14 protein-coding genes are annotated in these 12,579 nt (G+C 64.0%); 9 read left to right on the top strand and 5 right to left on the bottom strand.

The annotated features are described in order from the left end of the window. The first annotated feature begins 3 nt into the window (after nucleotides 1-3). From XI06_RS27550 to XI06_RS27525, 6 genes are all read left to right on the top strand, one after another. On the top strand, nucleotides 4-231 hold the full coding sequence (locus tag XI06_RS27550; RefSeq protein WP_128953211.1) for a hypothetical protein: 228 nt from the start codon (nucleotides 4-6) through the stop codon (nucleotides 229-231). 81 nt (nucleotides 232-312) lie between these two features. Then, on the top strand, nucleotides 313-864 hold the full coding sequence (locus tag XI06_RS27545) for a DUF4142 domain-containing protein (protein WP_271606963.1): 552 nt from the start codon (nucleotides 313-315) through the stop codon (nucleotides 862-864). A gap of 201 nt (nucleotides 865-1,065) precedes the next feature. Next, nucleotides 1,066-1,956: an SDR family oxidoreductase gene (locus tag XI06_RS27540; protein WP_237870297.1), complete on the top strand. Its 891-nt coding sequence runs from the start codon at nucleotides 1,066-1,068 to the stop codon at nucleotides 1,954-1,956. An 81-nt stretch (nucleotides 1,957-2,037) separates the two neighbouring features. Beyond that, nucleotides 2,038-2,625 carry a phosphatase PAP2 family protein gene (locus XI06_RS27535; protein ID WP_237870295.1) on the top strand — a complete coding sequence of 196 codons (588 nt, stop codon included), beginning with the start codon at nucleotides 2,038-2,040 and terminating at the stop codon, nucleotides 2,623-2,625. After that, on the top strand, nucleotides 2,618-2,965 hold the full coding sequence (locus XI06_RS27530; RefSeq protein WP_237863448.1) for a DUF3147 family protein: 348 nt from the start codon (nucleotides 2,618-2,620) through the stop codon (nucleotides 2,963-2,965). The genes XI06_RS27535 and XI06_RS27530 overlap by 8 nt, the downstream gene beginning before the upstream one ends. Beyond that, nucleotides 2,965-3,414: a DUF3147 family protein gene (locus tag XI06_RS27525; protein ID WP_237870698.1), complete on the top strand. Its 450-nt coding sequence runs from the start codon at nucleotides 2,965-2,967 to the stop codon at nucleotides 3,412-3,414. The genes XI06_RS27530 and XI06_RS27525 overlap by 1 nt, the downstream gene beginning before the upstream one ends. A gap of 184 nt (nucleotides 3,415-3,598) precedes the next feature. On the opposite strand, the gene XI06_RS27520 is transcribed toward XI06_RS27525, so the two are convergent. Further along, a complete protein-coding gene (locus tag XI06_RS27520; protein ID WP_237863446.1) occupies nucleotides 3,599-3,757 on the bottom strand; it encodes a hypothetical protein in 159 nt (52 codons plus the stop codon). Nucleotides 3,758-3,930: 173 nt separating this feature from the next. On the opposite strand from XI06_RS27520, the gene XI06_RS27515 reads away from it, so the two are divergent. Beyond that, nucleotides 3,931-4,191 (top strand): hypothetical protein, encoded by a 261-nt coding sequence (locus XI06_RS27515; RefSeq protein ID WP_237863445.1) that lies wholly within the window; start codon nucleotides 3,931-3,933, stop codon nucleotides 4,189-4,191. A gap of 140 nt (nucleotides 4,192-4,331) precedes the next feature. On the opposite strand, the gene XI06_RS27510 is transcribed toward XI06_RS27515, so the two are convergent. The 3 genes from XI06_RS27510 to XI06_RS27500 all read right to left on the bottom strand — a co-directional run bounded on the left by XI06_RS27510 (nucleotide 4,332) and on the right by XI06_RS27500 (nucleotide 5,078). Then, nucleotides 4,332-4,547 (bottom strand): hypothetical protein, encoded by a 216-nt coding sequence (locus tag XI06_RS27510; RefSeq protein ID WP_237870293.1) that lies wholly within the window; start codon nucleotides 4,545-4,547, stop codon nucleotides 4,332-4,334. 85 nt (nucleotides 4,548-4,632) lie between these two features. Next, entirely contained in the window at nucleotides 4,633-4,764 is a 132-nt protein-coding gene (locus XI06_RS27505) for a hypothetical protein (protein ID WP_271606962.1), read from the bottom strand. A 119-nt stretch (nucleotides 4,765-4,883) separates the two neighbouring features. Then, nucleotides 4,884-5,078 carry a hypothetical protein gene (locus tag XI06_RS27500; RefSeq protein ID WP_237863443.1) on the bottom strand — a complete coding sequence of 65 codons (195 nt, stop codon included), beginning with the start codon at nucleotides 5,076-5,078 and terminating at the stop codon, nucleotides 4,884-4,886. Between the two features lie 96 nt (nucleotides 5,079-5,174). Here XI06_RS27500 and XI06_RS27495 point away from each other — a divergent pair, with 96 nt between their 5' ends. Beyond that, complete coding sequence (locus tag XI06_RS27495) at nucleotides 5,175-5,687, top strand: DUF4142 domain-containing protein (RefSeq protein WP_237870291.1); 513 nt, start codon at nucleotides 5,175-5,177, stop codon at nucleotides 5,685-5,687. 5 nt (nucleotides 5,688-5,692) lie between these two features. On the opposite strand, the gene XI06_RS27490 is transcribed toward XI06_RS27495, so the two are convergent. After that, nucleotides 5,693-5,989, bottom strand: a complete 297-nt coding sequence (locus tag XI06_RS27490) for a hypothetical protein (RefSeq protein WP_237870289.1) — start codon at nucleotides 5,987-5,989, stop codon at nucleotides 5,693-5,695. 294 nt (nucleotides 5,990-6,283) lie between these two features. On the opposite strand from XI06_RS27490, the gene XI06_RS27485 reads away from it, so the two are divergent. Further along, nucleotides 6,284-12,577, top strand: a complete 6,294-nt coding sequence (locus tag XI06_RS27485; RefSeq protein ID WP_237870287.1) for a HAMP domain-containing protein — start codon at nucleotides 6,284-6,286, stop codon at nucleotides 12,575-12,577. The last annotated feature ends 2 nt before the right edge of the window (nucleotides 12,578-12,579 follow it).

Here is a 12,579-nt window from a genome sequence, read left to right as displayed (position 1 = left end):
ACCATGAGCGACTTTCGCGACATTCAACACGGCGTCAACGACCCCGTCGACGGCGTCGACGTGAAGCGTCAGATCAACACCAACCAAACGCCGCACGAGCGGGCGCAGCGTCATGCCGACGTGCGAGCCGAACCGTCGGCCTCGCCGTCCGAGCCGTTCCTCCCCGAGCGACTGCGGCGAAAGCCGACCGATCCGATCAATCCCCGCACCGGCCGACATCCGACGGATTAGGAACCTCGGTCCCGAACCTGTGTTGGTCGCCACAAAGACCGGCGCGGCAGGTGCCGCGTGGTTAATCAGAGGGACCGGATCATGAAACGTACCGTCATCACCTTTGCCTGCATGCTTCTTGCAGGCCCAGCTCTTGCCCAGTCGCTCGGCGAGAAGACCGGCGTCAATTCGGCGCTCGGCGTCGCGCCTGCGACCGCAGATTTCGTCAAGGAGGTCGCCGTCAGCGACATGTTCGAGATCGAGTCGAGCAAGCTCGCCGAGCAGAAGGGCAATGCGCCGGAGAAGCGCTTTGCGCAGCAAATGGTCACCGATCACACCAAGACCAGCGGCGAGCTCAAGGCGCTCGTCAGCGACGGCAAGGTGCAGGCGACCTTGCCGACGGCGCTCGATAGCTCGCACCAGAGCAAGCTCGACAAGCTCAAGGGCGCCTCCGGCAAGGACTTCAGCTCGGACTACAACTCCTACCAGGTGAGCGCGCATGAGGATGCGATCTCGCTGTTCGACCGCTACGCGAAGGGCGGCGACAATGCCGCGCTGAAGGATTGGGCCGGCAAGACGCTGCCGGCGCTCAGGCATCATCTCGATATGGCCAAGGAGCTTGGCAGGGCGCCGAGCGTCGGGCAGTCGAAGTAAGACCTTTTACGGGGACATCGGCTCAGCCGGCGTCCCTTGATAGCAACGATGCGTCTCTCCGCGGGTTTGGACTGCAAACTCGCGGAGACCCTCATGGCACATCAAAACAAGACTGCAATATCCCGCCGGCAAATCGTCCGCGCGGCGAGCGCCACGCTTGCTGCGGCTTCGCTGGCACCTTCGACAGCGAAAGGAAGCACTATGGCCGAGCAGGACCTGATCGATCCCGTCACCCGCTATCCGAAGCCGCCATTCAAGAAGCAATCGCAGCCCTGGCCCGGCCTCGCCGGCAAGATGGAGCCGCAGCCGGATCACGGCGAGAGCAGTTACAAAGGTTCCGGCCGGCTCAAAGGCCGCAAGGCGCTGATCACCGGCGGCGATTCCGGCATGGGCCGGGCGGCCGCGATCGCCTATGCGCGCGAAGGCGCCGACGTCGCCATCAACTATCTGCCGGCGGAGGAGCCCGACGCGCAGGAGGTGATCGCATTGATCAAGAAGGAAGGTCGCACCGCCCTTGCGATCCCCGGCGACCTCAAGGACGAAACGTTCTGCAAGAAGCTGGCCGAACAGACGGTGCAGGGCCTCGGCGGTCTCGACATCATCGTCAACAACGCGGCACGCCAGCAGACGCGCGCCTCCATCCTCGACGTCTCGTCGGAGGATTTCGACGCAACCATGAAGACCAACATCTACGCGCCATTCTGGATTATCAAGGCGGCGCTGCCGCATCTCAAACCCGGGTCCTGTATCATCGGCACGACATCCGAGCAGGCTTACGATCCCTCACCGGATCTCTACGACTACGCACAGACCAAGGCGGCGACGATGAACTACGTGAAGTCGCTGGCAAAGCAGCTCGCCTCGAAAGGCATTCGTGTCAACGGCGTTGCGCCAGGACCGATCTGGACGCCGCTCCAGGTCTCCGGCGGCGCCACGATGGAGAAGCTAGAAAAGTTCGGCGGGATGACGCCGCTTGGTCGCCCTGGTCAACCCGCAGAACTGGCCTCGATCTACGTGCAGCTTGCCGCGGCCGATGCGAGTTATGCGACCGGCCAGGTCTATGGCTCTGCGGGCGGATCGGGCCAACCGTAACGCCTCAGCTTGGGGAACGATCATCGATCGTTCGGCTTTACAAAACTGTCATGGAGAACCTTTCGCCAAGACCTTGGATCAATGGCGCCAGTAACAGTCAAACCCACGCGGACCGATATCGCGATCGCGAATGAGATCGCCGAGCATACCAACCCGGAGCTCGAGCAGACTGCCAAAGCGTTGACCTGGGGCGCGGACGAGCATGTGCTGCTCGCCCTCGCCGCTGCCGGATGGCTGTACGCGAGAATGCGACCTGCCGAAGAGCGCCGTGCGGCCAACCATATCCTCGCGGTGTCGCTGGTAACGGCGATCCTTCCTCACGTCCTGAAATCCGCGTTCAATCAGGTCAGGCCTGATCGGCTGACGATGCAAGGCCATCGCCGCGGCGTCCCGTTCTCGGGACAGGCGCGCGATGCCTTTCCGTCAGGCCATGCCGTGCATATGGGCGCGCTGGCATCCGCTGCGGGCCTGCTGCCGCCGCCTCGGCGACGTCTCGTGCGCGGCATCGCCGTAGGACTCTCGCTGACCCGCATCGCTCTGCTGGCGCATTGGGCCAGCGATGTGGTGGCAGGCTTCACGCTGGGCATCGCCATCGAGCGGATGCTGCGACCGTTGACGCTGGCAAGGTGGAACACCGATCCTGGAAAATGCGAGCGCGGTCATGACTGAGTATGTCGTCCGCTTCATCGCCGGCGGCGTGATCGTGACCGCATTTGCAATTCTTGCTGACATGCTGCGGCCCAAGAGCTTTGCTGGCCTGTTCGGCGCGGCGCCGTCGGTGGCGCTGGCGACGCTGAGCATCGCCGTCGTTCAACACGGCCCCCAATATGCCGCGGCGGAAAGCCGAACCATGATCTATGGCGCCGCAGCCCTCGCCTGCTACAGCATCGCGGTCTGCCACCTCCTGATGAGATTTCGCTTCACGGCGCTGCCTGCCACGATCATCGCTTCCGTCATTTGGCTTGCGGTCGCCTTCGGCCTGCTCGCTGGTCTCGGAGGGGCGGCGTGATGCTGGTCAAATTGTCATCATCGGCTCTGAGGCAAACGCGCTGGTACGAGTACGGCATTCGTTTCCTGCTCGGCGGATTGGCGACAGTTTTCACCGGCCTCGTCAGCACGCGCTTTGGCGTGGCCATCGGCGGGCTCTTCCTCGCCCTCCCCGCCATCTTCTGCGCCAGCGCGACGCTGATCGAGAGTCACGAGCGCCGAGCCAAAAAGAAGGTTGGTCTTGGCGGGCGGCGACGCGGGCAGCAGGCTGCGGCTCTCGATGCTGCGGGGGCTGGCCTCGGAAGCATTGGTCTCGCCACGTTTGCCGCGACCTTCTACGCGCTGGTTGCGGCAAGCGTGATCGGGGCGTTCGCGGGCGCCATCCTGGTATGGGCTGTCGTCTCGATGGCTGCGTGGTGGCTGAGGCGAAAGCTTCGCATCACCTCTCACATCACGCAGGCAAAACGCTGAGGGCGTTCAGCGAGAAGCGACCGCCGCTTCCCGCACCATCAGGAAATCGTGCATCTCCGCTGCGCTTTGCAACTGTTCGAGGCGGGCCACGAGGGCGTCGCGCTGCCCACCGTCCGGCAGTCGCGACAGCTCGCCTTCAAGCCGTAGCCTCTGCGCCTCGAGACGTTGTTCGAATGTGTGGGGTTCAGAACGTCTTCGCATCATCTGTCCTTGGTGGCTGCAGGCCCGGGCTGTTGGCCCAGCGTTCGACCTGCTCCATGACCTTCTGGTGGCTGGGGCGCACCGGCTTTGGTCCTTCGCGCTCCTCGGAAAGCTTGCGGGGTAACCTGACTTCATCCGTCATGGCCAATCTCCCTTTCCAAGAGAATGCACCAGATCGCGAGTCGTTTCAATATTAACTTATTGATTTTGCATGGTATTTTTACTCAACTGGCGATTTTTTGGACTCTTGGGGAACTCGCGCCAACGCCGTCCGTTGAGTAAACTACTCAACTTACTCACTTCGCGTGATGGACCATGAATGACCTTCGCGCCGATCGCCTTCAGGTCATGCTTTCTCCGGAAGAGCTGGCCGCAGTTGACGATTTCCGGTTCAAGCACCGCATGCCGACGCGCGCCGCCGCGGTCCGCGAACTGCTAAAGTTCGGGCTCGCGGCCGCGGGCATCGAGACGAGCGTAGGCGCGTCAGCAGGCATCAAATCAAGCGAATTTGGTGTGTTCGGCCGCGGTCCCGACGGACACACGCCGACGAAGCCCGAGGGCGAAGCCGAGGATTGATTCCCGGACCACTCATAAACAAAACGACCCCGGCACGGGGGTGCCAGGGCCGTCCTTGGAGATTGCTTCCGGAGCACCGGGGGCATGTCACCGGAAGCAATGAGTCGACTCTTCGTGGGAGGATTCGTTCCTGGTGAATTCTAGCCGCTCGGAGCAGCGCCGGAATCATCCGGCGTCATGCCCGAGCCCGGCGTCTTGCTGTTGTCGTTGAGCTCGGGATCGCGCGTCGCTTCTCGCGACGGCGAACCGTTCTGACCGTTCTGATCCGTCTTGTGCACGGTCTGCGCACGCTGCTTGTCGCGCGGCTGATCCTCAGCGCGCTTGTCCTTGACGATGCCGTGGTCGGAATGTGCCATGATGTCCTCTCGCTTCTTCCGATGCCTCGAAGCGCTTACGCTTCCATGCATCGAATGTTCCTACGAGAGCGAGAGGCCCGCGGCGCTAGCTGTGCGCCGCGTGCACCGCCACGGATGCGTTTTCCTGATGCACCTGCCGGACCGTCGTCACCGTCGCAAACGCGACCGAAACGCCAAAGGCGAGGATGAGTGAGAGAAGTGCCAGACGTGGAGCCATCGCAAAACCTCCTTCTGGAATTGAAAAATCAATGCGACCGACTATTCCCGGATGATCGTTGATTGTTGCAGCTCATTCCGTGAGCGGTGTCACACGCAGACGCACGAAAACGAGAGCGATCAGGCGCCCTGGCTTTGCAAGACGCTGACCTTGACGGGCGGGACTTCGCCATCGAGCCAGTCCTGCTCTTTCGCCAAAGCCGTCCAGGCATCCGCCATGCGCGAGTATCTGTTGTAGGCCGGCTGCCCTTCCGATCGCTCGGCGAGTTGCAGGCAGTTCTCAGCGTTATCCCTGAAGATGTCTGACTGTTTCATGAACAAGAATTGGGTACGGAACCCCGCACCCGCAACCGCCCTTACGGGATCGTAACCTCCGCCGGAACTTTGCACGCTACTGGTCATTACATCACCATGCGGATATTTGTCGCGATCATCCTGGCCTTCATCAGCACCGCGGCGCTTGCCGACAGCACCGGCGAGCAAATGCGCGGAGATCGCGTTCCCAATGCCACCGACGTCATCAGCGGCCTCTACGCCTTCGGCCGCTTCCAGCAAGGCTTGTTGGAGAGTACCGACCTGAAAGGCAATGCGGAAGTCAAGAACCTCGCTGCGCTTCGCGCCGAAGAGGCGGCCAAGCGCGACAAGGCATTGAAGGAGATCCAGGATGCGATCGGCGCCGAGCCGCGTCTGAGCAAGGCGACGTCAGCCGGCATCGACCTCGCAAAACCCGATGATGCCGAGGGGCCGGCCTATGTGAGAACCTTCTATGCCGCCCAGATCCCTGAATACGAGTCCGCGATCAACCTGCTCGAGCGCTATCTGAGGACGCCTGACAATCCCGCGCTCGCGGCCTTCGCCCGCGAGCATCTTCCGGTGCTGCGCGCGCAGTTGAAGGACGCCGAGCGCACCATGGCCGACAAATAGCAGCCCTACTTGTCCTCCGGATGATGCTGCTGATCCATGGGGCGCACCGTGCGATTGCTGCCCGGCATGTTGTCCCGGCCAGCATCGCCATTGGCGTCCTTGCCGCCCGAGGACGAGGTGCCGCTGCCACTGGGGTTCGACTTGGTGGCGGCCCCAGTGGTCTGCGAACCCGCATGCGGCGTGGCGGAGCTGGCAGCCGGATCTCCGGTCGCGGCGCCGCGCCCGCTGGGTGCGCCGGCCTGCGCCAGCGCAGATCCCGTTGCGAATAACGCGGCGATGAGGACGCCCAATCCAGCTTTCATATGCGCTCTCCCTGTGTTTGCAGGGCTAACCTCAGGACCTCTCCCGGCGTTCCTAGTGGATGGCGGGAGTTTCGAAATTGGAACAGCGCGAGCCCCACCCTAAGGGCTGAGAAATTTTAGGTAATCTGATGGAACTCTCGATAACCTTCCCGGTTAGTTTGACCGGGCTGAGCACGGCAGGTTCCAATTCCCAGCGTCGCAACCTTGGCGCTTGATTTCGAATTTGGCTGACGCTCTAGTTTGATCAGGCGCGTCACGCCATAGGATTCGGCCGACGCTTGCGGGGGAATCAGTATGAGCGACCTCGATCCCGGAACTGCATCACGGTCCGGTCGTCGCGTTCCAAAACCCAAACCCAACGGCACCTCAGAGCCGGATTCCCGGCAGGAACTGCTGCTCGCGCTCCAAGCCATGCGCAGCGGCGATTTCTCCGTTCGCATGAGCGGCGACTATCTCGGCATCGACGGCAAGATCGCCGACACGTTTAACGAAATCATCGCAGCCAACCAGCGCATGGCCCAGCAGCTCGAGCTGGTCGGCCAGGTGGTGGGACGCGAAGGCAAGACGCGTCAACGCGTCAAGTTCGGCCTCGCCTCCGGCTCCTGGGCCGATATGGAAGGCTCCGTCAACACGCTGATCGACGATCTGCTCTGGCCGACGCGCGAGGTGACGCGCGCCGTGGCGGCCGTGGCGCAGGGCGACCTGCTTCAGACCGTCAAGCTCGACGTCGACGGCCGCCCGCTGCGCGGCGAATTCCTGCAATCGGCGACCATCGTCAACACGATGATCAAGCAGCTCGGCGTGTTCACCTCCGAAGTGACGCGTGTCGCGCGCGAGGTCGGCACCGAGGGCAAGCTCGGCGGCCAGGCCCAGGTGCCTGAAGTGACCGGCGTCTGGAAAGACCTGACCGAGAGCGTCAACTCGATGGCGAACAACCTGACCAACCAGGTTCGCAACATCGCCGAGGTGACGATCGCGGTCGCCAACGGCGACCTGTCGAAGAAGATCACGGTGGACGTGCGCGGCGAGATCCTACAGCTCAAGGAAGCCATCAACACGATGGTGGATCAGCTGCGCTCCTTCGCCTCGGAAGTGACGCGCGTGGCGCGCGAAGTCGGCACCGACGGCAAGCTCGGCGGCCAGGCCATCGTGCCCGGCGTTGCCGGCACGTGGAAGGACCTGACCGACTCCGTCAACGCGATGTGCGGCAACCTCACCGCACAGGTCCGCAACATCGCCAACGTGACCACCGCCGTGGCGCGCGGCGACCTCTCCCGCAAGATCACCGTGGACGTGCGCGGCGAGATCCTGGAGCTGAAGGACACCATCAACACCATGGTGGACCAGCTCAACTCCTTCGCCTCGGAAGTGACGCGCGTGGCGCGCGAGGTCGGCACCGAAGGCAAGCTCGGCGGCCAGGCCCAGGTGCCCGGTGTGGCCGGCACCTGGAAGGACTTGACCGACAACGTCAACTTCATGGCGTCGAACCTGACCGCGCAGGTCCGCAACATCGCCGACGTCGCGACCGCCATCGCCGGCGGCGACCTGTCGAAGAAGATCACGGTGAACGTCTCGGGCGAGATCCTTCAGCTGAAGGAAACGCTCAACACCATGGTCGACCAGCTCAACGCCTTCGCCGGCGAAGTGACGCGCGTCGCCCGCGAGGTCGGCACCGAAGGTCGGCTCGGCGGTCAGGCCAACGTGCTCGGCGTCGCCGGCACCTGGAAGGACCTGACGGAAAGCGTCAACTCGATGGCGTCGAACCTGACGGCGCAGGTCCGCAACATCGCCGAGGTGACGACGGCGGTCGCCGGCGGCGACCTGTCCAAGAAGATCACGGTGGACGTGCGCGGCGAAATTCTGGAGCTGAAGGACACCATCAATACCATGGTGGACCAGCTCAATGCCTTCGCCGGCGAAGTGACGCGCGTGGCGCGCGAGGTGGGCACCGAAGGCAAGCTCGGCGGCCAGGCCCAGGTGCGCGGCGTCGCCGGCACCTGGAAGGATCTGACTGACTCGGTCAACTCGATGGCCTCGAACCTGACCGGCCAGGTCCGCAACATCGCCGAAGTCGCAACCGCCGTCGCCAAGGGCGATTTGTCGAAGAAGATCACCGTGAACGTGTCGGGCGAAATCCTTCAGCTGAAGGAAACGCTCAACACCATGGTCGACCAGCTCAACGCTTTCGCCGGCGAAGTCACCCGCGTCGCGCGCGAGGTCGGCACCGAAGGCAAGCTCGGCGGTCAGGCGCAGGTGCCTGGTGTCGCCGGCACCTGGAAGGACCTCACCGACAACGTCAATTCGATGGCGGGCAACCTCACCGCCCAGGTCCGCAACATCGCCGAGGTCGCGACCGCCATCGCCGGCGGCGACCTCTCGCGCAAGATCACAGTGGACGTGCGCGGCGAAATCCTTCAGCTGAAGGACACCCTCAACACCATGGTCGACCAGCTCAACCGCTTCGCGGGCGAGGTGACGCGCGTGGCGCGCGAGGTCGGCACCGAAGGCCGGCTCGGCGGCCAGGCCAACGTGCCCGGCGTCGCCGGCACGTGGAAGGACCTGACGGACAGCGTGAACTCGATGGCGGGCAACCTCACCGCCCAGGTCCGCAACATCGCCGAAGTCACCACCGCCGTGGCGCGCGGCGACCTCTCCCGCAAGATCACCGTGGACGTGAAGGGCGAAATCCTCGAGCTGAAAAACACCATCAACACCATGGTCGACCAGCTCAACGGTTTCGCCGGCGAAGTGACGCGCGTGGCGCGCGAGGTCGGCACCGAAGGCAAGCTGGGCGGCCAGGCCGAAGTGCCAGGGGTCGCCGGCACCTGGAAGGACCTGACCGATAACGTCAACTTCATGGCCTCGAACCTGACGGCGCAGGTCCGCAACATCGCCGAGGTCGCGACCGCGATCGCCGGCGGCGATTTGTCGAAGAAGATCACGGTGGACGTCCGCGGCGAGATCCTGCTGCTGAAGGACACCCTCAACACCATGGTGGAGCAGCTCCGCTCCTTCGCCGCCGAAGTGACGCGCGTGGCGCGCGAGGTCGGCACCGAAGGCCGGCTCGGCGGTCAGGCGGTCGTGCCCGGCGTCGGCGGCACCTGGAAGGACCTCACCGACAACGTCAACCTGCTCGCTGCGAACCTCACCACGCAGGTCCGCAACATCGCCGAGGTCACCACGGCCGTCGCGCGCGGCGACCTCTCCCGCAAGATCACCGTGGACGTGAAGGGCGAAATCCTCGAGCTGAAAAACACCATCAACACCATGGTGGACCAGCTCAATGCCTTCGCCGGCGAAGTCACGCGCGTCGCCCGCGAAGTCGGCACCGAAGGCGAGCTCGGCGGTCAGGCTCAGGTGCCTGGCGTCGCCGGCACCTGGAAGGACCTCACCGACACCGTCAACTTCATGGCGGCGAACCTCACCGAGCAGGTCCGCGGCATCGTCAAGGTGGTGACCGCGGTCGCCAACGGCGACCTCAAGCAGAACCTCACCGTGAAGTCGAAGGGCGAAGTCGCGGCGCTCGCCGACACCATCAACAACATGACCGAGACGCTCGCGACCTTCGCCGACCAGGTGTCGTCGGTGGCGCGCGAGGTCGGCGTCGAAGGACGGCTGGGCGGCCAGGCCGACGTGCCCGGCGCAGCCGGCACCTGGAAGGACCTCACCGGCAACGTCAACCTGCTGGCGGCCAACCTCACCTCACAGGTGCGCGCGATCGCGGAAGTTGCGACCGCCGTGACCAAGGGCGACCTCACCCCGTCGATCCAGGTCGATGCCCGCGGCGAGCTCGCCGAGCTCAAAGACAACATCAACACGATGATCACGAATCTCCGTCTAACGACGGAGCTGAACACCGAGCAGGACTGGCTGAAGACCAACCTCGCCAAGTTCACCAACATGCTCCAGGGCCAGCGCGATCTCGCCACCGTCGGCCGGTTGCTGCTGACCGAGCTGTCACCGCTGGTGAACGCCCACACCGGCGTGATCTACCAGGTCGAGAACGAAGACAGTCCGCAGTTGCTGCTGCTCGCCTCCTATGCCGGCGACGGCGTCTACCCCTATCAGCGCGTGCTGCAATTCGGCGACGGCCTGATCGGCCAGTGCGCGGTCGACCGACGTCCGCGCGTCGTCGCCGACATCCCCGCCGACGTGGTGCCGATCAACTCGGCGCTGCTGCGCGTCGCGCCGAAGAACCTCGTGGTGCTGCCGGTGCTGTTCGAGGGCCAGGTCAAGGCGGTGATCGAGCTCGCCTCGCTCACCTCGTTCACGACCTCGCAGATGACGTTCCTGGAGCAGCTCACCGACTCCATCGGCATCGTGCTCAACTCGATCGAAGCGACGATGCAGACCGAAGGCCTGCTCAAGCAATCGCAGCAGCTCGCCGGCGAGCTCCAGACCCAGCAGCGCGAATTGCAGCAGACCAACGACCAGCTCGAGCAGAAGGCGCAACAGCTCGCCGAACGCAATGTCGAGGTCGAGCGCAAGAACCAGGAGATCGAGCAGGCCCGCCGCGCGCTCGAGGAAAAGGCGACCGAGCTCGCGCTGACCTCGAAGTACAAGTCGGAATTCCTCGCCAATATGAGCCACGAGCTGCGCACACCGCTGAACTCGATCCTGATTCTCGGACAGCAGCTGACCGACAATCCGGACGGCAACCTCTCGGCCAAGCAGGTCGAGTTCGCCCGCACCATCCACGGCGCCGGCACCGACCTCCTCAATCTCATCAGCGACATTCTCGATCTCTCCAAGATCGAGTCGGGAACGGTGACTGTCGATGCCGAGGAAATCCTCACCGCCAACCTGCTCGAGACGGTCGGACGGCCGTTCCGGCACGAGGCGGAGAACCGCAATCTGTCGTTCAAGATCGACGTCGATCCGAACCTCGCCCGCAGCATCGTCACCGACTCCAAGCGCCTGCAGCAGGTGCTGAAGAACCTGCTCTCCAACGCCTTCAAGTTCACCGGCGAAGGCGAAGTGCGGCTCAAGGTCGCCGGCGCGCTCGGCGGCTGGGGCCCCGATCACCCGGTCCTGAACTCGGCGCCGGCCGTGATCGCGTTCGAGGTCTCCGACACCGGCATCGGCATCCCGCTGGAGAAGCAGAAGCTGATCTTCGAGGCGTTCCAGCAGGCGGACGCCGGCACCAGCCGCAAATATGGCGGCACCGGTCTTGGCCTTGCGATCAGCCGCGAGCTTGCAAGCCTGCTCGGCGGTGAAATCCATCTGCGCAGCGCACCCGGCAAGGGCTCGACCTTCACGCTATACCTGCCGCTGAAATATTCCGGTCCGACGCTGGCACCGCGCGCGCCCGCGGCGCAGCAGTATAATCAGACACCTGCACTGCAGCCGACGACAGCGACACCCGAACGCGTCATCGAGCAGCTGCCCGACGACCGCCTCAATATCGAGCCCGGCGACAGCATCCTCTTGATCGTGGAGGACGACCCGCATTATGCGCGGATTCTGGTCGACCTCGCGCGGGACAAGGGCTTCAAGGTTCTGGTCGCCGCGCGCGGCGCAGAGGCGCTTGAACTGGCGAAACAGTATCAACCGCGCGCCGTTTCGCTCGACGTGTTCCTGCCCGACATGCTCGGATGGACGGTGCTGAGCCAGCTCAAGCACAATCCGCTGACGCGCCACATCCCGGTGCAGATCATCACGCTCGACGAGGACCGCCAGCATGCGCTGGCCCGCGGCGCCTTCTCCTTCGTCAACAAGCCGACGACGACCGAGGGCGTTGCCGCAGCGCTGACGCAGATCAAGGAATATGCGAGGCCGCGCCGCAAACGGCTCCTGATCGTCGAGGACAACGAGGCCGAGCAGCTGTCGATCCGCGAGCTGCTGCACCACGACGACATCGAGATCGTCACCACCGATACCGGCGCGGGCGCACTCTCGACACTTCGCGAGGCGCCGTGCGATTGCGTGGTGCTCGATCTACGCCTGCCCGACATGAGCGGCTTCGAGGTTCTGGAACAGATCCGCCGCGACGAGACGCTGTCTAACATTCCGGTCGTCGTATTCACCGGCCGCGAACTCTCGGCGGAAGAAGATGCCGAGCTCCACACCATGGCGCGCAGCATCGTGGTCAAGGGCGTCGAATCGCCCGAGCGCCTGCTCGACGAGACCGCTTTGTTCCTGCACCGCGTGATCACCGAGCTACCGGTCGAGAAGCAGCGCATGCTGGAGAAGCTCAACAGTTCCGACGAGGACCTGATCGGCAAGACCGCGCTCCTGGTCGACGACGACGCCCGCAACATCTTCGCGCTGTCGAGCGTGCTGGAACGGCGCGGCATGAAGGTGCTGACGGCGACCACCGGCCGCGAGGCGGTGACGCTCGTCGAATCCAACCCGGAAATCGCCATCGTGCTGATGGACATCATGATGCCGCAGATGGATGGCTATCAGACCATCGGCGTGATCCGGGAGAACCCGGCTTTCCTGCGCCTGCCGATCATCGCGCTGACAGCGAAGGCGATGAAGGGCGACCGCGAGAAATGCCTGGAGGCAGGAGCCTCCGATTATCTCGCAAAACCCGTCAACACCGATCAATTGCTGCTTGCAATCCGCATGTGGCTGCACCGTTGAGT

Origin of the sequence: Bradyrhizobium sp. CCBAU 11434 (assembly GCF_028128895.1) — a bacterium.
GTDB classification, from domain to species: Bacteria; Pseudomonadota; Alphaproteobacteria; order Rhizobiales; family Xanthobacteraceae; genus Bradyrhizobium; species Bradyrhizobium zhengyangense.
The sequence above is the reverse complement of the archived record's forward strand: the minus strand, read 5'-3'. Positions and strand labels throughout refer to the sequence as shown.

Excerpts from the sequence above, each read along its gene's own strand:
- XI06_RS27540 (WP_237870297.1), top strand. The coding sequence starts at position 1,066 with ATGGCCGAGCAGGACCTGATCGATCCCGTCACCCGCTATCCGAAGCCG.
- XI06_RS27495 (WP_237870291.1), top strand. The coding sequence starts at position 5,175 with ATGCGGATATTTGTCGCGATCATCCTGGCCTTCATCAGCACCGCGGCG.
- XI06_RS27520 (WP_237863446.1), bottom strand. The coding sequence starts at position 3,757 with ATGACGGATGAAGTCAGGTTACCCCGCAAGCTTTCCGAGGAGCGCGAA.
- XI06_RS27515 (WP_237863445.1), top strand. The coding sequence starts at position 3,931 with ATGAATGACCTTCGCGCCGATCGCCTTCAGGTCATGCTTTCTCCGGAA.
- XI06_RS27510 (WP_237870293.1), bottom strand. The coding sequence starts at position 4,547 with ATGGCACATTCCGACCACGGCATCGTCAAGGACAAGCGCGCTGAGGAT.
- XI06_RS27535 (WP_237870295.1), top strand. The coding sequence starts at position 2,038 with ATGGCGCCAGTAACAGTCAAACCCACGCGGACCGATATCGCGATCGCG.
- XI06_RS27525 (WP_237870698.1), top strand. The coding sequence starts at position 2,965 with ATGCTGGTCAAATTGTCATCATCGGCTCTGAGGCAAACGCGCTGGTAC.
- XI06_RS27530 (WP_237863448.1), top strand. The coding sequence starts at position 2,618 with ATGACTGAGTATGTCGTCCGCTTCATCGCCGGCGGCGTGATCGTGACC.
- XI06_RS27505 (WP_271606962.1), bottom strand. The coding sequence starts at position 4,764 with ATGGCTCCACGTCTGGCACTTCTCTCACTCATCCTCGCCTTTGGCGTT.
- XI06_RS27500 (WP_237863443.1), bottom strand. The coding sequence starts at position 5,078 with ATGAAACAGTCAGACATCTTCAGGGATAACGCTGAGAACTGCCTGCAA.
- XI06_RS27545 (WP_271606963.1), top strand. The coding sequence starts at position 313 with ATGAAACGTACCGTCATCACCTTTGCCTGCATGCTTCTTGCAGGCCCA.
- XI06_RS27550 (WP_128953211.1), top strand. The coding sequence starts at position 4 with ATGAGCGACTTTCGCGACATTCAACACGGCGTCAACGACCCCGTCGAC.
- XI06_RS27485 (WP_237870287.1), top strand. The coding sequence starts at position 6,284 with ATGAGCGACCTCGATCCCGGAACTGCATCACGGTCCGGTCGTCGCGTT.
- XI06_RS27490 (WP_237870289.1), bottom strand. The coding sequence starts at position 5,989 with ATGAAAGCTGGATTGGGCGTCCTCATCGCCGCGTTATTCGCAACGGGA.